Here is a 19517-nt window from a genome sequence, read left to right on the forward strand (position 1 = left end):
TTCAGGCCGAACCGACCCATTCGTCGGTGCCATCGGAGAAGTACTGGTGCTTCCATACCGGTAGCCGCTCTTTGACGGTGTCGACGAGACGGGCACAGGTTTCGAACGCCGCCCTGCGATGGTCCGCTGCTACAGCGGCCACCAGGGCGGCGTCTCCTATATGCAGGGTTCCGATGCGGTGGCTGACCGCAATGGCACGTACCCCGGCGGCTTGCGCGGCCACCTCGGCGGCCACCTCCTGCAAGGTCTGAAGGGCATCAGGGTGCGCGGAGTAGTCCAGCCGGATGACCGTACGGCCGCCGTCGTGATCACGCACCACCCCGGAGAACCCGACCACGGCTCCGGCCGCCTCATGTGCCACCAGCGCCTCGTACTCGGTCAGCGAGATCGGCATCTCGGTCAGCTCGACACGTATGACGGATGCGCTCATCTGGAGGTCCGTTCCCTCTTCGCGCAAGCGCTCATCGGTGGTCCTTGCCGCTCAGCTGGTCCAACGCATGCTCCAGTACGCCGGCCAGCACGCCCAGTCCATCCTTCACACCGCCCGGCGATCCGGGCAGGTTGACGATCAGGGTGCGCCCGGCGACGCCACAGACGCCGCGGGACAGCACCGAAGTGGGCACCTTGTGTACGCCGGCCCGCCGGATCGCATCGGCCAGTCCGGGTATCTGATAGTCGAGTACCGCCATGGTGGATTCCGGCGTCGCGTCGGTCGGTGAGATCCCGGTGCCGCCGGAGGTGATGATCAGGTCGACGCGTTCGGCCAGGGCGGCGCGCAGTGCGTCGCCGACGGCATGCCCGTCAGCGACCACCATCTGTTCGGTGACGTCGTATCCCCGACCGGCGAGCCAGCCGACGATGAGAGGGCCGGTCCGGTCGTCGTACACCCCTGCTGCGGCGCGGGTGGAGGCGATGATGACCCGCGCCGAACGGGTCACTGCTGAGTTTTTTCCGACGGGCTTTCCCATACTCCCGTTTTACCGCCTTCTTTGCGCATCACCTTGATGTCGTCGATGCGTGCGGCAGGGTCGACGGCCTTGATCATGTCGTACAGCGTCAGCGCGGCGACGCTCACCGCCGTCAGGGCCTCCATCTCAACCCCGGTGCGGTCGGTGCTGCGCACGGTGGCGGTGATGGCGACCTCGGCGTCGCGGGCGTCGAAGTCCACGTCGACGCCGGTCAGCGCCAGTTGATGGCACAGCGGGATCAGATCGGGCGTCCGCTTGGCGGCCAGGATTCCGGCGATCCGCGCAGTGGCCAGAGCGTCACCCTTGGGCAGGCCGCCCGAGGCGATGAGGTCCACCACATCCGGGCGGGTGTGCAGCGTGCCCACGGCCACCGCGGTGCGTTTGGTGACAGCCTTGGCCGTGACGTCGACCATGTGTGCCGCGCCGGACTCGTCGAGGTGCGACAGGCCCACTGTTACCTGTTGACGACTGTGGCCGACTGGATGAAGGGCAGATCTTCGGCCGGCAGCGGAAAGGTCAGATCGCCGAACGGGGACAGCGCGCCGGTGCGGTCGGTAGCGAGCTCGCTGACGGCGTGATCATCGCCGTCGGAGAGCGCGGGCCAGCCGTTGTCGACGTATTGGTTCTTCTTGTTGTCAGCCACGCTCCACATTGTGGCAGGCTCATCATCCGGTGGCGAGACCGGCGGGCTGCTTTACGCTGGTCAGGATATGACCGCCGCACAGACTCCCGGATTCCCGCTGGGCGCCTGGCTGTCCGACCTCGACGCCTTGGCCCTGATCCGCCTGCTGGAACTGCGGCCCGACCTGAGCCAGCCGCCACCGGGAACGATCGCCGCGCTTGCCGCGCGCGCCAACTCACGGCAGTCGATCAAGGCTGCCACCGATTCCCTGGACTTCCTGCGGCTGGCCGTGCTGGATGCGCTGCTGGTCCTGCACGCCGACACCCAGGCCGTCGCGGCTTCCGAGGTGAGCGAACTGTTGGGCGCGCGCGTCGGCGCCGACGACGTGACCGCCGCGCTCGAAGATCTGCGCGAGCGGGCCCTGGTGTGGGGCGAGGCCACCGTCCGGGTGGCGCCCGAGGTGGCCTCCGGCCTGCCCTGGTTCGTCGGCCAGGCCGCCGTCGAGGTGTCCCAGCACAGTGCCGAAGAGATCGCCGGCCTGCTCGGCGCGCTCGACGACGCCCAGAGCGATCTGCTGGCCCGGTTGCTGGAGGGCTCACCCATGGGCCGTACCCGCGACGCGGCACCCGACACCCCGCCGGACCGGCCGGTGCCGCGACTGGTGGAGGCCGGGCTGCTGCGCCGGATCGACGCCGACACGGTCATCCTGCCCCGTGTGGTCGGCCAGGTGATGCGCGGCGAGGCGCCGGGCCCGGTGGAGTTGACCGCACCGACACTTCAGACGTCGACGACGAAGCCTGCCGACGTGGACGCCGTGGCCGCCGGCGCGGCCATCGACCTACTGCGCGAGATCGACTTGATCGTCGAAACCCTCGGCAGCACACCGGTTCCCGAGTTGCGCAACGGCGGGCTCGGGGTGCGCGACGTAAAACGGTTGGCCAAGACCACCGGCATCGACGAACCACGGTTGGGACTGCTGCTGGAACTGGCCGCCGGCGCGGGGCTGATCGCGGCCGGGATGCCCGAACCGGACCCCGGTGACGGGACCGGACCCTACTGGGCGCCGACGGTGGCCGCCGACCGGTTCATCGAATCCCCCACGGCCACCCGCTGGCACCTGCTGGCCGCCACCTGGCTGGACCTGCCGGCCCGGCCGGCCTTGATCGGCAGCCGCGGCCCGGACAACAAACCCTTTGCCGCACTGTCGGATTCGCTGTATTCAACGGCAGCTCCCCTGGACCGCAGACTGCTGCTGAGCGTGCTGGCCGAGCTGGCTCCAGGCACCGGAGTCGACGGCGCCGAGGCATCCCGGGCGATGGTCTGGCGACGGCCACGCTGGGCGGTGCGGCTGCAACCGGCCACCGTCAGCGGGTTGCTCGCCGAGGCTCACTCGCTGGGCATGGTGGGCCGTGGTGCGATCAGCATGCCGGCCCGTGGCCTGCTGGCCGGCGACCCCGACGAGGACGTGCTGGCCGCGATGGCCAAGGCGCTGCCCAAACCGCTCGACCACTTCCTGCTGCAGGCCGACCTCACAGTGATCGTGCCCGGCCCGCTGGAGCGGGATCTGGCCGAGCACCTGGCCGAGGTGGCCACCGTCGAATCGGCGGGCGCGGCGATGGTCTACCGCATCAGCGAAGCGTCCATCCGGCGCGCACTCGATGCCGGGCGCACCGCCAGCGAGTTACATGCCCTTTTCGAGAAGAACTCGAAAACCCCGGTCCCGCAAGGGTTGACATATCTCATCGACGACGTCGCACGCCGCCACGGCCAGCTGCGGGTCGGGATGGCCACGTCGTTCCTGCGGTGCGAAGATCCGGCGCTGCTGGCCCAGGCCGTCGCCTCACCGGGGGCCGACCGCCTCGAGTTGCGGTTGCTGGCCCCGACCGTGGCGGTGTCGCAGGCGCCGATCGCCGATGTGCTCGCGGTGCTGCGCGAGGCCGGGTTCGCGCCCGCCGCCGAGGACTCCACCGGCACCGTCGTCGATATCAGGGCCCGCGGTGCGCGCGTCGTCGCACCGACCCGGCGCCGCGTCTACCGTCCGCCCACCCCTCCGACCGCCCAGACCCTGGGCGCGATCGTCGCGGTGCTGCGCAAGGTGGCGTCCGGACCGTTCGCCAACGTGCGCCTGGACCCGGCGATGGCCATCACCCAATTGCAGAACGCCGCGATCAACCAGACCTCCGTGGTGATCGGATACGTCGACCCTGCCGGGGTGGCCACCCAGCGGGTGGTCTCCCCCGTCAACGTGCGGGGCGGTCAGTTGACCGCATTCGATCCGGCCGCCGGGCGGGTCCGCGAGTTCGCCATCCACCGCGTCACATCGGTGGTGTCGGCCGATACTGATTAGGCCCCCACCCTGCTCATAGGGAAACACAGCCCGCTCACAGAGCCGTTGACGAAAATGGTGATGTGACAACGATGTTGATCGCTGCGGATCAGGTACCGCCCGCGTACCGCGGAGTGTCGCTGCTGCACGGATGGCTGCCGCCGACGTTGCAGGCGATCGCGGCCGTGGCGCTGATCGCGGCGATCGGCTGGCGCACCCGGCGCTGGCGCCTGATCTGGCTGCCGTGCGCGATCGCCGTCGGCCTTGGCCTGACGGCGTGGGCCCGCTGGTTCGTCCACTCACAGGGGCTCGCCGGCGATCCGGCACCGGCGGCGTTGTGGATCTGGATTGGGCTGACCGGATTGGCGGTGGCCGTGCTGGCACTGGGCTGGCGCGGCAGCCGCTGGCGGCGCCGGACCGCTTCGGCGGCCGCGGTCCCGTTGTGCCTGCTCAGCGTGGGCATCGCGGTCAATCTCTGGGTTGGCTACTTTCCCACGGTCACCGCCCTGTGGAACCAGGTGACGGCCGGCCCCCTGCCGGGTGAGACCGATCTGGCCACCGCCCTCGACCAGCGCCGGCGAGGTGAGATCCCGTCCCACGGCGAGCTGGTGTCCGTCACGATCCCGGCCGACGAGTCCGGCTTCACACACCGCGACGAGTTGGTGTACCTGCCGCCGGCCTGGTTTGCCCCATCGGCACCCGAGCTTCCCGTGGTCATGATGATCGCCGGGGAATTCAACACCCCGGCCGATTGGGCGCGCAGCGGCAACGCCATCGCCACCATCGACGCCTTCGCCGCCGAACACGGCGGCAACACCCCGGTGTTCGTCTTCGTCGATGTCGGCGGCTCCTTCAACAACGACACCGAATGCGTCAACGGTCCACGCGGGAACGTCGCCGACCACCTCACCAAGGACGTTCCTCCCTATCTGACCAGCACCTTCGGCGTACGGGACGCCGGCTGGGGTGTGGTCGGCTGGTCGATGGGCGGAACCTGCGCGGTGGATCTGACCGTGATGTATCCCGAGCTGTTCAGTTCCTTCGTCGACATCGCCGGGGACACCGGCCCGAATGCGGGGACCAAGGAGCAGACCATCGCCCGCTTGTACGGCGGGGACGCCGCCGCATGGGCCACCTTCGACCCGACCACGGTGATCGACAGGCACGGCACCTACCAGGGAGTGTCCGGTTGGTTCGTGATCTCCTCGGATGCCCCGGTCAAACGCGGGGCACATCCGGCCAATCCCGATGCGGTCGGCCTCGGCGGGCAGGACGCCGGGGGCAATCCAGGTGATCAGACCGAGGCCGCGCACACCCTGTGCGACCTGGGCCGCAGCCACGGCATCACCTGTGCGATCACGGCGCTGCCGGGCAAGCATGACTGGCCGTTCGCCGAAGAGGTCCTCACCACCACGCTGCCGTGGCTGGCCGGTGCGGTCGGAACCCCCGGGGTGCCCCAGGTACCGCTGCCATCCGGCGGCGCGCCGCCACCCGCGCCGATGGCTGCCCCGCGCTAATCGTTCAATGCACGTTCGCGTATCAGCGCCATGCTCGCGCGAACCTCGTCGAATACGCGCTGCGGATCCTCCGCCGCCATCAGGTGGCCGAGACCGCTGAGCACCACCGCGCGGCCATGCGGAACACGCGCAGCGGTGGCGAGTTGATCGGTCACCGACAGCACGATGTCGTCGGCGCCGATGATCGAGCAGAACGGCACTGACAGCGACTCGAGCTCGTCGAACTGGCTGAACTTCGCGCCCCCGCCGGCCATCATGTCGACCCAGGTGTCGCGGTTGGCGTTGCACGAGTCCTCGACAAGGTCATCGAGTGCCCCTGTCAGGGCCAGTTTGCTCATCCCGGTGTATGCGGCACGCAACGCCTCGGCATTGCCGTGCAGTGCTGCCATCATCGATGCCACCGCATCCGAGGCGTCACCGTTCATGCCCTGAGCCGGGAACGGCACAACGCCGATCACCGTCTGCACAACCTCCGGATGATCGAGCGCCATCCGCAGACCAACACCGCCGCCCATGGACATTCCGATCACCGAGTACCGGTCGATGCCCAACTCCTGCATCAGGCCGTGCGCTGCGGCGGCGAGATCGGGAAATCGGCACCCGTTGCCGGCCGCGGCCGACCGGCCGAACCCGGGGAGGTCGACCAAGATCGACCGGTGATCGTCGAACTTCTCGGCAACTCCGTTGAAGCCGCGCGTCGAGGAACCGAACCCGTGGATCCACAACAGCACGTCATCGCCGGACCCTTGATCCTCGTAGTACAGACCTTCAGCACTGATCGGCATGGTGACTCCCGGAGACTGGACCCGCTGCGTGCAGGTTCTGTTATACGTGGCAGACGGTTTGTGCGGCTGCGGAACGCGCCACTTCCCCGACGCCCTGGATAATGGTCGGGATGAGTTTTCCCAGCGATGAGTGGAACGGATCCCGTGCATGACTGACGGCCCCCTGATCGTGCAGTCCGACAAGACGGTGCTGCTCGAGGTCGACCATGAGCAGGCCGGGGCGGCCCGCGCCGCGATCGCGCCGTTCGCCGAGCTGGAGCGTGCCCCCGAGCACGTCCACACCTACCGCATCACCCCGTTGGCGTTGTGGAACGCCCGCGCGGCCGGCCACGACGCCGAGCAGGTGGTCGATGCGCTGGTCAGCTTCTCGCGCTACCCGGTACCGCAGCCGCTGCTGGTCGACATCGTCGACACCATGGGCCGGTACGGCCGTCTGCAGTTGGTGAAAAGTCCCGTGCACGGCCTGGTCCTGGTGAGCCTGGATCGCGCAGTGCTCACGGAGGTGCTGCGGCACAAGAAGATCTCCCCGATGCTGGGCGCGCGCATCGACGACGACACCGTGATCGTGCACGCCAGCGAGCGTGGCCACATCAAGCAGATGCTGCTCAAGATCGGCTGGCCGGCCGAGGACCTGGCCGGCTACGTCGACGGTGAGGCCCATCCGATCGAGCTGGCCCAGGACGGCTGGGAGCTGCGCGACTACCAGCAGATGGCCACCGATTCGTTCTGGGCGGGCGGCTCCGGTGTGGTGGTGCTGCCATGCGGTGCGGGCAAGACCCTGGTCGGTGCGGCTGCGATGGCCAAGGCCGGCGCGACAACGCTGATCCTGGTCACCAACACCGTGGCCGGGCGGCAGTGGAAACGCGAACTGGTGGCCCGCACCTCACTGACCGAGGACGAGATCGGTGAGTACTCGGGCGAGAAGAAAGAGATCCGGCCCGTCACCATCGCGACGTACCAGGTGATCACGCGACGGACCAAAGGCGAGTACAAGCACCTGGAGATCTTCGACACCCGGGACTGGGGCCTGATCATCTACGACGAGGTGCACCTGCTGCCGGCACCGGTGTTCCGGATGACCGCCGATCTGCAGTCCCGGCGGCGGCTGGGCCTGACGGCGACGCTGATCCGCGAAGACGGCCGCGAAGGTGACGTGTTCTCACTGATCGGGCCGAAGCGCTACGACGCGCCGTGGAAGGACATCGAGGCCCAGGGTTGGATCGCCCCCGCCGAGTGCATCGAGGTGCGGGTGACGATGACCGACAACGAGCGCATGCTCTACGCCACCGCCGAGCCCGAGGAACGCTACAAGCTGTGCTCGACGGTGCACACCAAGATCGCGGTGGTCCGCTCGATCCTGGAACGCCATCCCGGCGAACCGACCCTGGTGATCGGCGCCTACCTGGACCAGCTGGAAGAACTCGGCGAGGAACTGGATGCCCCGGTGATCCAGGGGTCGACGAAGAACTCCGAGCGCGAGGCTCTCTTCGACGCGTTCCGCCGCGGCGAGATCTCCACGCTGGTGGTCAGCAAGGTGGCGAACTTCTCCATCGACCTACCGGAGGCCTCTGTGGCCGTTCAGGTTTCAGGCACTTTCGGGTCCCGCCAGGAAGAGGCGCAGCGGTTGGGCCGGTTGCTGCGGCCCAAGGCCAGCGGCGGCGGTGCAGTGTTCTACTCGGTGGTCTCGCGCGATTCGTTGGACGCGGAGTACGCCGCCCACCGCCAGCGCTTCCTGGCCGAGCAGGGCTACGGCTACGTCATCAAGGACGCCGACGACCTGCTGGGCCCGGCGATCTAGCCAGGTCCGTCAACGCTGAAGTTTGTGGTCATCCGGTGACCACAATCTTCAGCACAGCGAGTTATCCACAGGTACGCGAACAGGTCTGGCGAGCGCGGTTCCGGGTGTACGACCATGACGGTGTGGATGTCGACCAAGGGCTTCGCCAGCAGTCGGGGGTCATTGCGCGTCGACAAGCCCTCGATGCGGGCATGCGCTCCCACGACATTCGTCGGTTGCTCAGACGCAACGAATGGGCGCCGGTCCACGACGGCATCTATGTGAATCACACCGGACCGTTGACCTGGTGGCAACGAGCCTGGGCCGCAGTGCTTTACGCGGCTCCGGCGGCGTTGTGCCTGGAATCGGCGTTGACCGACGAGGGTGCGGTGATCCATGTCGCAGTCTCCCGCGACCGGGGCGTGCTGGCCGAACCATACGGGGTGCGCATCCACCATGTCGCACACCTGCAGGAGCGGGTGCTCTGGCACGTCGGGCCGCCACGGCTGCGTTTCGACCGACCGTGCCGGACCGCCGCGAAGATCACCCAGGTGATGCGCCGGCACGGGATCACAGTGAGCGGCGACGCCTGCGGTCCGGCATGCGAATTCGGCCGCCTCGATCTCGCGGCCTGACGTGGACAACTGCTTACGCTGAAGATTGCGGCCACCTGGTGACCGCAATCTTCAGCACTAAGCGGCTGGGCGCTAGGTGTGCGGCCCCATGGCCTTGACGACGGTGAGCAGCACCACCGAATCAGCGAGGGCCTGAAGGCTGTGCCGGCTGCGCGGGATGACGATGTGATCGCCCGGCGACCCTTCCCAGCTGGCTTCGGCGTTGGCCAGTTTCACCCTGCCCTCGATCACCTGCAGTGTCGCCTCGCCCGGGCTCTCGTGCTCGTCCAACCCGTTGCCCTCGGTCAGTGCGATCAGGGTCTGGCGCAGCTGGTGCTCATGGCCGCCGTAGACCGTGTGGGCACTGCGTCCACTACTGGCTGTGCGGGCTGCGGCCAACTGCTGACGTGCAATCGCGGTGAGCGAGATCTTCTCCATACCCAGAATCGTGCCACCTCCAGTCTGCGAACCGTGGTCGATATCGGCAACGCTACGCCGGAGTGCGCTTCACCGATGACGACTACGACGCCGTCGCCGGAGTCAACCAGCGCGGGTTCTTCGAACTGACCCGCGCCGCCATCCCCGGTGCTCGCCGCCTTGACCAAGGGAGGGCTGAACGCCGCTACCAAGGCCCTGACCATCGAGTACGCATCGAGTGGCATCCGGGCCAACGTCGTCGCGTTGGGCACCATCCGCACCCCGATGCATACGCCGGAGACCCACGCATTCGTGCCGGCGCTGCACCCGGTCGGGCGCATGAGCGATATCGACGGGCCTCTTGGGCATCACCACGATGCCCAAGAGGGTCCGAAGATTAAATCACCCGGGGTGAATCTCCCTCGTAACCGAACCGGGCCCGCAGTTGGACGAGCAATCGTTCGGCCTCGGCGATGCGGCTGTGCAGCCGGACCAGCGCTTCGGGCATCGGTGCGTCGGCCACTCGGCTGCGTTCCCGAAGCCGCCGCCACCGGAGTTCGGTGGCGGCAAGAAGATTCCGCAGCTCGGCGATTTCGCCGATCAGAATGTCCTCGAACAGCCGCGATTGGGCGATGTCAGCGCTGTGCACGGGCCTGGAACAGTCAACCGGGGCGGCCGCGCGAGAAGCCGTGCGCGGCAGGGGGTTGAACACCGTGGCCACATCGGCCCCGACTGTCGGGGCAGAGACGTTTCCGATCCCGAATTCCCGTGATATCAGCGTCACGTGGGGATCATGGAGCACATCGCGGTGCCAATCCACCGCACGTTTCACCCGACATAACCTCTTACGGTCACCTGCCAGACACGAGATGTACGTTTGACGGCTTTTTCTATGCGGGGCCATCAATGCCCAGGGGCGCAATGCCGGGCCGGGTCATCGACGGAACCCCACCGGGCGAGTGGCAGCGCCGCCAACGGTGTGCCGGCAGATCGCGTTCTTCAGGTCAGCCCAGTGCCGGGATGACCTCGCGCTCGAACAACTCGATACCGGACCGGTCGTACGCGGCCTCGGGAAAGTACAGAATGGCGTACTCGCACCCCAGGTCGCGCAACCGCTTGAGCTTTTCGATGACCTGTTCGGGTGTGCCGCTTGCCGATTCGGGTGCGGTGACGTTGGCCAGCATGGCGTCGACGGCGGCCGCCCCGGCCACCGGCGCCTGCCGGGCCCGCAACCGTCCGACGCGCTCGGCGACGTCGGCCTCGGATTCACCGATGACGGCGTTGAAGTTGGCCGACCGCACGATCGCGTCGTAGTCGGTGCCGACGTCACGGCAGTGCCCGGCGAGAACGTCCGACTTGTGCGCGAATCCCTCGGGCTCGGAGGTGAAGTTGGTGTACTGCGCATACTTGGCCGCGATGCGCAGCGTGACCTTCTCCCCGCCGCCGGCGATCCACATCGGAATACCATTGTGCTGCAGTGGCTTCGGGGCCACGATGGCGCCGTCGACCTGATAGTGCTTGCCGTCGAAGCTGACCCGCCCGTCGCGCCAGGCGTCGCGCATGATCTGCACGCCCTCGTCGAGTCGGCCCAGCCGCACGCCGGCCGATGGGAATCCGTAGCCGTAGGCACGCCACTCGTGCTCGTACCAGCCCCCACCGATACCCATCTGTACGCGGCCCCCCGAGATGATGTCGGTGGTGGCGGCGATCTTCGCCAGATAGGCAGGGTTGCGGTAGCTCATCGCGGTGCACATCTGGCCGAGTTTGATGCGCGACGTCGTCGCCGCGTAGGCGGCCATCAGCGACCAGGCCTCATGGGTGGCCTCGTCGGTCGGCACCGGAACGGTGTGGAAGTGGTCGTAAACCCACAGCGAGTCCCAGGCACCTGCGTCGGCATAGGACGCCAGGTCACGCATCACCGACCAGTGGTTTTCGGTGGGAATGTCGACGAGGTCAAGGCGCCAGCCCTGCGGGATGAAGAGTCCAAAGCGCATGGACCCCGACTTTACGACTCCAGGCGCCCAGTGGCCAGATGTCACACGCAATTGGCCCTTGGACAGTGCAAAGAACTGGCCACTCGACGTCAGCTATGAGCTGAAACCGTTGCCCGGCAAGTTTTTTCAAACCGGGTCTAGGCTGTCACCATGCCCCTTTCCAAGGAAGAACGCGAACAATTTCTGGCCGAACCGCACATCGCCGCACTGTCGGTTTACGCCGGCGACAAACGTGGACCGCTGACCGTCCCGATCTGGTACCAGTACACCCCCGGTGGCCAGCCGTGGCTGCTGACCGGGACGGGGTCACGCAAGCACCGGTTGATCGAGGCAGCCGGGCATCTGTCGTTGATGGTCGAACGGCTGGAGCCGACGGTGCGCTACGTGGCCGTCGACGGCGCGGTGGATCGCATCGAGCCGGGCACAGATGAACAACTCGTCGAGATGACCAAGCGCTACCTGGCCCCCGAGAAGGTGGAGCCGTATCTGGAGTTCGCCCGCCGCGAGCAGGGCGACAGCGTGGCCGTGTTCCTCAAGCCCGAACATTGGCTGTCCTCCGATCTGGGGGCGCTCTAGCTCCATGAGTTCGCGCCAACGTTTGTTCCGGTGGCTCTACCGCCTGGGGTTCACCCCCTGGGACGGCCACCCGTTGGCGCACAGCCTGACAGAGCTTGTCGAGGGCGCCCGCAACTCGTCGCTGCCCCCGGGGACCGCGCTCGACGTGGGTTGCGGTACCGGGGACAACGCGGTGTACCTGGCCAGACACGGCTGGCGGGTCACCGGTGTGGACTACGTGGCCAAACCGCTGAAGAAAGCGCGTGCCAAGGCCGCCGGGCTGCCCGCAATCTTCGCCAAAGCCGATGTGACACAACTGAGTTTGTCGGGCATCGGGGCCGGCTTCGATCTCATCATCGACAGTGGCTGCCTGCATGGCATGAACGCCGACGACCGTGACGGCTATGTCCGGGAAGTCAGCGCAGTGGCCGCCCCCGGCGCACAACTGCTGATCGTGGCGTTCATCCCCGGTTCGTCGATGGGTGTGCCCGGCATCGGGTTCGAAGAGGTACAACGACGCTTCAAAGACGGCTGGACGCTGCTGTCCAGCGGGGATGAGCCCGCGATGGACCAGAACGGGGCGAACGCGGCACGGTTCTATCTGTTCCAGCGCACCGCATAGGATTTCGCGCCCACCGTCATTCGGCCCGGCCGCCGAGATGTCTGGCGAGGAACCGATCGGCCCGATGGTAGAAGTCGAGCCGATTGGCGGGCTTGACGAAGCCGTGTCCCTCGTTCTCGTACATCGCATACTCGTGGTCGAGGCCGTGTTCTGCCATGGCTGCCACGATCTGCTCGGACTCCGCCCGCTTCACCCGTGGATCGTTCTCGAGACCGGATCTTCAGCGATCACCTCTGTCTCACCGGACTTGAGGTCCATCCGGACCAGCCGAGCCGTATTGGAGCCGACCGAGGACAGCAGATACATTGCCGTGCCGTCTTGTGTGAAGCCGACGGGGCCCGTGGTTTCGGCGTCTTCGGGTCCGACCTCCAGCAGCGTCCGCCACTCGGAGGTCTCGTCATCACGCACCAGGATCACCATCCCACCGTCGGCGGTGGGGGTGGCCGCGCCCCGCACCGCCAGGGCGTAGTCGACCACCCAGCCGAGATAGCCGGGGTTCTCCACGATCTTGCGCAGTTCCCCCGTCGTCAGATCGAGGTGATACACATCGTGCAACTGCGGATTGTCCTTGTTGATTCCGAGCAGCACCTCGTTCGGAAATCGCTTGTAGTGGGCGATGATTCGACACTGCACGTCGTCTATCGGCGTCAGGTCACGCTCGACCCCGGTCTCCAGATCGACATCGAACAGCCGAAAGTTCTCGCTGCCGTCCTTGTCCCGCACGTACATGACATGACGGTTGTCGTGCGCCCAGAAATAGCCCTGTATTCCACGGTCGGTGTCGTGGGTGACCGCGCTCTCGTTGCCCGCACCGGCGTCACCGACGAACACGTTGAGCACACCGTCGACGGGGGCGACGAACGACAACCGGGTGCCATCGGGCGATATCTGTACCGCCGCCCGCTCCGGATTGCCCAGCAGGGCTTCCAGCGGGATGAGTTTCACGTCTCCCAGCTCACCTGACATTCCGCCCCCTCGTTCGGTGTGCCGTCCATCATGCCGACCCGCGCTGCCGGCGGGAACCCATTCGCAGCGCTATACCCGGAGGCGGGCTCGGGGCTGATTCACATCCCCAAGGCGGCCATCGCTCCGTCGACTGTGGCGGTGCGCAACTGCTCGCCGGGAACGTCGGGGAATTGCAGGCAGCAGTCCTGCAGGCCGCCGAAGGCGATAACGGCGCGGGTGGATTGTTCGAGGGTCGGCGCGCGGCCGAACACCAGCACGCCGAGTCTGGCGCGCCAGGCCAGCAGTTGGTCGATCAACCCCAGATCGACCAACGTGGTCAGCTCGGAAACGATCAGGATGAGATCGGCGCGGTGCCGGTAATGAAAGTCGAAGTAGCCCTCCAGAAGTTCCCGGGCTGAGGCCCGGGCTGTGCCGCGTTTGCGTTCCTGCTCCGCGATGAAGGCCTCGCCCTCCTCGATGAGGGGTTGCAGAATGCTGCGGACCAGCTCCTCGCGTGACCGGAAGTGGTAGTACAACGCGGGTTTGGTGATGCCGAGGCGGTCGGCGATGTCCTGCAGACTGGTGCGGACCACGCCCTTCTCGGCGAACAGTTCGCGCGCCACATCCTGGATGCGTTGCCGGGTATCCAATGCAGGCTTGGCCACGTAACCACCCTAACTTACTTAACGATAGGTAAGCTGACGAACGAAGTACTTACCGACCGTTAAGTAAGGGGGCAACATGAAGGTACTCATCTCCGGCGCCAGCATCGCCGGGCCGGTACTCGCCTACTGGCTGTCTCGGCACGAGTTCGACGTCACCGTGGTGGAACGCTCGCCCGCGCTCCGCAAAACCGGTGGCCACGCCGTCGACCTGTTCCGGCCCGCCATGGAGATCTCCGAGCGCATGGGCGTGCTGTCCGACATCGAGGCGCATGCCACCGGCACCACCGAGATGCTCATCCATCGACCCGGCACGTCGCGCCCCGCGCGCCTCGACTACCTCAAGATCATCGGCGCCATGTCCGACCGGCACGTCGAGATCATGCGGGATGACCTCAGCGAGATCTACTACCAGGCAGGCCGAGACGACGTCGAGTACCTGTTCGGGGACACCATCACCTCGATCTCGCCCGACGGGGACGTGAGGTTCGAGCGCAACGCACCCCGACGCTTCGACGTGGTGGTGGGAGCCGACGGGCTGCACTCCGGGGTGCGCCGTCTGACGTTCGGCGACAACGTTTCCGAGAACTTCCTCGGCGGATACCTCTCGGTGGTCTCAGTGCCGAAGGCCCTGGCCCGTGACGGTGAGATGACCGGCTACTTCAAACCGGGCCACATGGCCGGCATCTACACCGCCGACCATCTCGACGACGCCCGCGCGGTGTTCATCTTCCGCCCGAGCCAACCGCTGGATTACGACTACCGCGATGCGGACCGCCAAAAGGCGCAACTACGCGCCGCGTTCGAGCACATGAGTTCCGAAGTGGACCGCTGGCTCGACGAGGTGCCGTGGACGCCGACGTTCTACTTCGATGCCATCACGCAGCTGGAGATGACGACGTGGTCGCGCGACCGGGTGACCCTCGTCGGGGATGCGGGCTACTGCCCCGGACCCGCCGTCGGCGGCAGCACCAGCCTCGCGGTGTATGGCGCCTATGTCCTGGCTGCCGAGATGGTCCGCGCGGGTGACGATTACGCCGCGGCGTTCGCCGCGTATGAACGCACCATGTTGGCACCCGTCCAAGGCAGCCGAAAGTTGGCGGCCGTCAACGCGAAAACGGTGGTGCCCATGAGTGGTTGGGGCATTCGCGCACTGGTGGGTGCCGGGCAGGTGATCTCGCTCCTGCCGCTGGGCGTGACCCAGTCACTCGCTCGGCTCAACGCCAAGGGTGTGCGGCTGTACGACACGATGCCGCTGCCTGCCTGGCCGTCCTCGTTGACCAGATGAGCACGTGCATGCGGGCGTAGCGTGGCCGCATGGGCGAACTTTCCGACGATGTGATCGCGTTCCTGTCCGAAGGCACCCGCACCGCGGTGCTGAGCTGGGTGGCAACGGACGGCCGACCGTTGGCCGCGCCGGTGTGGTTTGTGGTGGACGACGGAGAACTCGTCTTCAACACCGGTAAGACCACCGGCAAAGGCCGGGCCCTGGCCCGCGACCCGCGGGTGGTGCTGTGCATCCACGACGACAATCCGCCGTTTTCATTCGTCCAAGTTCAGGGCACAGCGTCCATCAGTGAGGATCCCGACGAGGCGCTGGCCATTGCCACCCGCGCCGGCGGCCGCTATATGGGTGCCGACCGCGCCGAGGAATTCGGCCGGCGCAACGGCGTCCCGGGCGAACTCGTGGTGCGAGTGAAACCGACGAAAGTCAATGCCGCGTTCAACCTGGCGGATTGAGGTGGCGTGATGGGGGTCGTTCCCGATGTTTCCCAGTTCGCCGACATGTTGTCCCGCGATCACGGGCTCTGCGTGCTGAGCACCCTACGTCGCGACGGGAGCATCCAGTCGTCGGTGGTGAACGCCGGCGTGATGGCGCACCCACGCACCGGTGAACCGGTCGTCGCCCTCGTGGCGATCGGCGGGGCGCGAAAGCTCCAGCACCTACGCGCCGATCCTCGGGCCACTGTCGTCGCCCGCGCCGGCTGGCAGTGGGTGACGGTCGAGGGAACCGCGGAGATCATCGGGCCCGACGATCCTGATCCCGGCACCGATGCAGAGGGTTTGCGTCTGCTCTTGCGCGCGGTGTTCGAGGCTGCCGGCGGCACCCACGACGACTGGGACACCTACGACCGCGTCATGCGCGAGGAGCGTCGCGCCGCGGTGCTGATCACCCCCGCGCGGGTTTACTCGAACCCCGGCTGAGATCGAGTTGGCACACAGGGGTCGTGAAGTCGCGAAATCAACAGCCCTGAGCGCAATCTCGGTGCCCGCGCACGCAAAAGCCCCCGACTTGCGCCGGGGGCCTTTGACATTTCGTGCTTACGACTCCAGCGAGGCCGGGGGCAGGAAGCGGTCGCCGTACTTGGCGGCCAGTTCCTTGGCGCGGGCGACGAAGGCCGCCTGGCCAACTCCACCGGCACCCTCGTAGCCGACGATGAACTGGGCCGAACCACCGGTGTACGGCGGGAAGCCGATACCCATGATCGAGCCGATGTTCGCGTCAGCGGTAGACGTCAAAACACCCTCGTCGATGCACTTCTGGGTCTCCAGTGCCTCGGCGAACAGCATGCGGTCGATCATGTCCTGCAGCGGCAGCTCGACCGAACCCGAGTTGAAGGTCTCCTTCAGCCCCGGCCACAGCTGCGTCCGCTTGCCGTCGACGTACTCGTAGAAGCCCGCACCCTTCAGGCGCGACGGGCGGCCGAGCTCGATCATCTTCTCGACGACGACCTCGTTCATCTGCTTCTCGTAGGTGCCGCCGGCGGCTTCGATGCCTTCCTTGGTGGCAACCGCGATCTTGTGCATGAGCTCCAGGTTCAGCTCATCCGACAGCTGCAGCGGCGCCGCCGGGTAACCGGCCTGCGAACCCGCCTGCTCGATCGACGCGGGCTCTACGCCCTCGCCCAGCATGGCCAGCGCCTCGTTGACGAAGGTGCCGATCACGCGGGAGGTGAAGAAGCCGCGGCTGTCGTTGACCACGATCGGGGTCTTGCGGATCGCCAGGGTGTAGTCGAACACCCGGGCCAGCGCCTCGTCAGAGGTCTTCTCGCCCTTGATGATCTCCACCAGCGGCATCTTGTCGACCGGGGAGAAGAAGTGGATGCCGATGAAGTCCTCTTGGCGCTTCACACCGGTCGCCAGACCGGTGATCGGCAGCGTGGAGGTGTTCGAGCCGAGCAGTGCGTTGGGCTCGACGATGTCCTCGATCTCCTGGAACACCTTGTGCTTGAGTTCCTGGTTCTCGAACACGGCCTCGATCACGAAGTCGACGCCCTTGAGATCCTGCGGATCGGCAGTCGGGGTGATCTTGGCGAGCAGCGCCGCCGACTTCTCTTCGGTGGTCTTGCCCCGCTTGAGTGCCTTGGCCTCGATGCCCTCCGAGTACGCCTTGCCCTTGTCAGCGGCTTCCTGCGTGACATCCTTGAGGACGACGTCGTAGCCGGCCTTGGCCGACACGTAGGCGATACCGGCGCCCATCATGCCCGCGCCCAGCACACCGATCTTCTTGATCTCCTGCTTGGCGATGCCCTCGGGCCGCGACGCGCCGCCGTTGATGGCCTGCAAGTCCAGGAAGAACGCCTGAATCATGTTCTTGGCGGTCTGGCCGGTGACCAGCGAGACGAAGTAGCGGCTCTCGATGCGGGTGGCGGTGTCGAAGTCGACCTGCGCACCCTCGACCGCGGCATCCAGGATGGCCCGCGGTGCCGGCATCGGGGCGCCCTTGAGCTGCTTCTTGAGCAGAGCCGGGAAGGACGGCAGGATCGCGGCGAGCGCCGGACTGGACGGGGTGCCGCCGGGGATCTTGTAGCCCTTGACGTCCCACGGCTGGGCGTGGGCCTCGGGGTTGGCCTTGATCCAGGCCTTGGCGGCGGGAACAAGTTCCTCAACCGAGCCGACGAGTTCGTCAACGAGACCGGTGTCCTTGGCCTTGGCCGGGCTGAAGCGCGTGCCCTGGCTCAGGATCTCCATGAAGGCCTTCTGGATACCGAACATGCGCACGGTACGGGCCACGCCGCCACCGCCGGGCAGCAGGCCCAGGGTGACCTCGGGCAGACCGATCTGGCTGCCCTTGACGTCCGCGGCGATGCGGTGGTTGGTCGCCAGCGCGATCTCCAGGCCACCGCCGAGCGCCGCTCCGTTGATGGCGGCGACGACGGGCTTGGGCAGGGTCTCCAGCTTGCGCAGGTCGGCCTTGATGAACTCGACCTCGGCGAACGACGCGGCGGCGTCGTCGGGTCCGACGTTCATCATGCCCTTGAGGTCACCGCCGGCGAAGAAGGTCTTCTTCGCACTGGTGATGACCACACCGGTGATCGAATCCTGCTCGGCCACAAGGCGTTCCACCGCAGCATGCATGGATTCCTTGTAGTGCTCGTTCATCACGTTGGCCGAACCGGTCGGGTCGTCCAGCGTCAGGGTGACGATGCCGTCGGCATCCTTGTCCCACTGAATGGTGTTCTCAACTGTCATTTTTCTCAGGCTTCCGCTCTTTAGACGCGCTCGATGATGGTGGCCACGCCCATGCCGCCGCCGATACACAGCGTGATCAGGGCACGCCGAGCGCCACGACGCTCGAGCTCGTCGACCATGGTTCCGGTGATCATGGCGCCGGTGGCGCCCAGCGGGTGGCCCATCGCGATGGCGCCACCGTTGACGTTGAGCTTCTCGTCCGGGATGTTGAGGTCCTTCTGGAACTTCAGGACGACGGAGGCGAAGGCCTCGTTGAGCTCGAACAGATCGATGTCATCGACGGTCAGGCCGGCCCGGTCGAGCACCTTTTTGGTGGCCGGGGTCGGGCCGGTGAGCATGATGACCGGGTCGGCACCGCTGGTGGCGGTGGCCACGATGCGCGCCCGCGGGGTGAGATTTTGTGCACTCCCCACCTTTTCTGAACCGATCAGCAGCAGGCCGGCACCGTCGACGATGCCCGAGCTGTTGCCACCGGTGTGGACGTGGTTGATCTTCTCGACGTAGTGGTACTTCTGCAGCGCCACGTCGTCGAAGCCGCCCATCGCGCCGACACCGTCGAACGCGGTCTTGAGCTTGCCCAGGCTCTCCACGGTAGAGCCGGGACGCATGTGCTCATCGTTGTCGAGGACGACGAGGCCGTTCTGGTCGCGGACCGGGACGACGGACTTCGCGAAGTAACCGCCGGACCAGGCCGCCGCAGCACGCTCCTGCGACCGGGCCGCGTAGGCGTCGACGTCCTCGCGGGAGAAGCCCTCGATGGTGGCGATCAGGTCGGCACCGATGCCCTGCGGCACGAAGCCGATGCGGTAGTTGGTCTCCGGGTCAGAAGCCCAGGCGCCGCCGTCGGAACCCATCGGAACGCGGCTCATCGACTCGACACCACCGGCCAGGACCAGGTCGTCCCAGCCGGAGCGGACCTTCTGGGCAGCCAGGTTGACGGCCTCGAGGCCCGAGGCGCAGAAGCGGTTGAGCTGGAAACCACCGGTGGTTTCCGGCAGCTTGGCCACCAGGCCGGCGGTACGGGCGATGTCGCCACCCTGATCGCCGACCGGGGACACCACGCCCAAGATGACGTCGCTGATCAGCGTCTCGTCCAGGTCGGGGTACCGGCTGCGGATCTCCTGGATCAGGCCGACAACCAGGTTGACCGGCTTGATCTCGTTGAGTGCGCCGCCGCGCTGCTTGCCACGGGGCGTGCGGATCGCCTCGTAGATGAAGGCTTCTTCGGACATGTCTGCTC

The 19517-nt window shown here is 66.8% G+C and carries 22 protein-coding genes and 1 pseudogene; 10 read left to right on the forward strand and 13 right to left on the reverse strand.

All coding sequences use genetic code 11. The features are described 5' to 3' along the window. Position 1 precedes the first annotated feature (1 nt). From HBE63_RS20815 to HBE63_RS20830, 4 genes are read right to left on the reverse strand one after another with little or no spacing between them, the layout of a single operon-like run. Positions 2-430 (reverse strand): molybdenum cofactor biosynthesis protein MoaE, encoded by a 429-nt coding sequence (locus HBE63_RS20815; protein ID WP_166906440.1) that lies wholly within the window; start codon positions 428-430, stop codon positions 2-4. Positions 431-461: 31 nt separating this feature from the next. Beyond that, on the reverse strand, positions 462-938 hold the full coding sequence (locus HBE63_RS20820; RefSeq protein ID WP_166906441.1) for a molybdenum cofactor biosynthesis protein B: 477 nt from the start codon (positions 936-938) through the stop codon (positions 462-464). After that, a complete protein-coding gene (moaC, locus tag HBE63_RS20825; RefSeq protein WP_243858762.1) occupies positions 935-1381 on the reverse strand; it encodes a cyclic pyranopterin monophosphate synthase MoaC in 447 nt (148 codons plus the stop codon). Before moaC ends, HBE63_RS20820 begins: the two co-directional genes overlap by 4 nt. A 41-nt stretch (positions 1382-1422) precedes the next feature. Next, positions 1423-1620, reverse strand: a complete 198-nt coding sequence (locus tag HBE63_RS20830; RefSeq protein WP_166906443.1) for a hypothetical protein — start codon at positions 1618-1620, stop codon at positions 1423-1425. Between the two features lie 58 nt (positions 1621-1678). Here HBE63_RS20830 and HBE63_RS20835 point away from each other — a divergent pair, with 58 nt between their 5' ends. Together HBE63_RS20835 and HBE63_RS20840 are read left to right on the forward strand one after the other, a co-directional pair. Then, complete coding sequence (locus HBE63_RS20835; RefSeq protein WP_166906444.1) at positions 1679-3937, forward strand: helicase-associated domain-containing protein; 2259 nt, start codon at positions 1679-1681, stop codon at positions 3935-3937. A 71-nt stretch (positions 3938-4008) separates the two neighbouring features. Next, the gene (locus HBE63_RS20840; RefSeq protein ID WP_166906445.1) at positions 4009-5433 is read left to right on the forward strand and encodes an alpha/beta hydrolase family protein; all 1425 of its coding nucleotides are present in this window, start codon (positions 4009-4011) and stop codon (positions 5431-5433) included. Here HBE63_RS20840 and HBE63_RS20845 read toward each other — a convergent pair. Further along, the gene (locus tag HBE63_RS20845; RefSeq protein WP_166906446.1) at positions 5430-6218 is read right to left on the reverse strand and encodes an alpha/beta fold hydrolase; all 789 of its coding nucleotides are present in this window, start codon (positions 6216-6218) and stop codon (positions 5430-5432) included. The two genes, HBE63_RS20840 and HBE63_RS20845, sit on opposite strands and share 4 nt — an antisense overlap. Positions 6219-6366: 148 nt before the next feature. Between HBE63_RS20845 and HBE63_RS20850 the strand changes: the two genes are divergently transcribed. Then, a complete protein-coding gene (locus tag HBE63_RS20850; RefSeq protein ID WP_166906447.1) occupies positions 6367-8016 on the forward strand; it encodes a DNA repair helicase XPB in 1650 nt (549 codons plus the stop codon). A 35-nt stretch (positions 8017-8051) separates the two neighbouring features. Next, complete coding sequence (locus HBE63_RS20855) at positions 8052-8630, forward strand: type IV toxin-antitoxin system AbiEi family antitoxin domain-containing protein (protein WP_243858198.1); 579 nt, start codon at positions 8052-8054, stop codon at positions 8628-8630. 72 nt (positions 8631-8702) lie between these two features. Here HBE63_RS20855 and HBE63_RS20860 read toward each other — a convergent pair whose 3' ends face one another. Further along, a complete protein-coding gene (locus HBE63_RS20860; protein WP_166906448.1) occupies positions 8703-9047 on the reverse strand; it encodes a cupin domain-containing protein in 345 nt (114 codons plus the stop codon). 147 nt (positions 9048-9194) lie between these two features. On the opposite strand from HBE63_RS20860, the pseudogene HBE63_RS31525 reads away from it, so the two are divergent. After that, positions 9195-9305 (forward strand): annotated as a pseudogene (locus tag HBE63_RS31525) (3-oxoacyl-ACP reductase); the annotation flags it as partial. Positions 9306-9423: 118 nt separating this feature from the next. On the opposite strand, the gene HBE63_RS31530 reads toward HBE63_RS31525, so the two are convergent. Further along, positions 9424-9810: a hypothetical protein gene (locus HBE63_RS31530; protein ID WP_243858819.1), complete on the reverse strand. Its 387-nt coding sequence runs from the start codon at positions 9808-9810 to the stop codon at positions 9424-9426. A 220-nt stretch (positions 9811-10030) separates the two neighbouring features. Further along, positions 10031-11020, reverse strand: a complete 990-nt coding sequence (locus HBE63_RS20870; RefSeq protein WP_166906450.1) for an LLM class F420-dependent oxidoreductase — start codon at positions 11018-11020, stop codon at positions 10031-10033. Between the two features lie 150 nt (positions 11021-11170). Between HBE63_RS20870 and HBE63_RS20875 the strand changes: the two genes are divergently transcribed. Then, positions 11171-11596, forward strand: a complete 426-nt coding sequence (locus tag HBE63_RS20875) for a pyridoxamine 5'-phosphate oxidase family protein (RefSeq protein ID WP_166906451.1) — start codon at positions 11171-11173, stop codon at positions 11594-11596. Positions 11597-11600: 4 nt separating this feature from the next. Continuing rightward, positions 11601-12197: a bifunctional 2-polyprenyl-6-hydroxyphenol methylase/3-demethylubiquinol 3-O-methyltransferase UbiG gene (locus tag HBE63_RS20880; RefSeq protein ID WP_166906452.1), complete on the forward strand. Its 597-nt coding sequence runs from the start codon at positions 11601-11603 to the stop codon at positions 12195-12197. Between the two features lie 16 nt (positions 12198-12213). Here HBE63_RS20880 and HBE63_RS20885 read toward each other — a convergent pair whose 3' ends face one another. The 3 genes from HBE63_RS20885 to HBE63_RS20895 all read right to left on the reverse strand — a co-directional run bounded on the left by HBE63_RS20885 (position 12214) and on the right by HBE63_RS20895 (position 13807). Further along, positions 12214-12390 (reverse strand): prolyl oligopeptidase family serine peptidase, encoded by a 177-nt coding sequence (locus HBE63_RS20885; RefSeq protein ID WP_166906453.1) that lies wholly within the window; start codon positions 12388-12390, stop codon positions 12214-12216. Beyond that, positions 12387-13163 (reverse strand): hypothetical protein, encoded by a 777-nt coding sequence (locus HBE63_RS20890; protein WP_166906454.1) that lies wholly within the window; start codon positions 13161-13163, stop codon positions 12387-12389. Before HBE63_RS20890 ends, HBE63_RS20885 begins: the two co-directional genes overlap by 4 nt. A 98-nt stretch (positions 13164-13261) precedes the next feature. Next, on the reverse strand, positions 13262-13807 hold the full coding sequence (locus HBE63_RS20895; RefSeq protein WP_166906455.1) for a TetR/AcrR family transcriptional regulator: 546 nt from the start codon (positions 13805-13807) through the stop codon (positions 13262-13264). A gap of 76 nt (positions 13808-13883) precedes the next feature. Between HBE63_RS20895 and HBE63_RS20900 the strand changes: the two genes are divergently transcribed. From HBE63_RS20900 to HBE63_RS20910, 3 genes are read left to right on the forward strand one after another with little or no spacing between them, the layout of a single operon-like run. Then, a complete protein-coding gene (locus HBE63_RS20900) occupies positions 13884-15092 on the forward strand; it encodes an FAD-dependent monooxygenase (protein ID WP_166906456.1) in 1209 nt (402 codons plus the stop codon). Between the two features lie 29 nt (positions 15093-15121). Then, positions 15122-15544 (forward strand): PPOX class F420-dependent oxidoreductase, encoded by a 423-nt coding sequence (locus HBE63_RS20905; protein ID WP_166906457.1) that lies wholly within the window; start codon positions 15122-15124, stop codon positions 15542-15544. Between the two features lie 9 nt (positions 15545-15553). After that, a complete protein-coding gene (locus HBE63_RS20910; protein ID WP_166906458.1) occupies positions 15554-16009 on the forward strand; it encodes a TIGR03618 family F420-dependent PPOX class oxidoreductase in 456 nt (151 codons plus the stop codon). A 117-nt stretch (positions 16010-16126) separates the two neighbouring features. On the opposite strand, the gene HBE63_RS20915 is transcribed toward HBE63_RS20910, so the two are convergent. Next, on the reverse strand, positions 16127-18277 hold the full coding sequence (locus HBE63_RS20915) for a 3-hydroxyacyl-CoA dehydrogenase NAD-binding domain-containing protein (RefSeq protein ID WP_166906459.1): 2151 nt from the start codon (positions 18275-18277) through the stop codon (positions 16127-16129). Between the two features lie 20 nt (positions 18278-18297). Continuing rightward, positions 18298-19509 carry an acetyl-CoA C-acetyltransferase gene (locus HBE63_RS20920; RefSeq protein WP_166906460.1) on the reverse strand — a complete coding sequence of 404 codons (1212 nt, stop codon included), beginning with the start codon at positions 19507-19509 and terminating at the stop codon, positions 18298-18300. Positions 19510-19517: the final 8 nt, after the last annotated feature.

Origin of the sequence: Mycobacterium sp. DL440, assembly GCF_011745145.1 — a bacterium.
Classification (GTDB): Bacteria; Actinomycetota; Actinomycetes; order Mycobacteriales; family Mycobacteriaceae; genus Mycobacterium.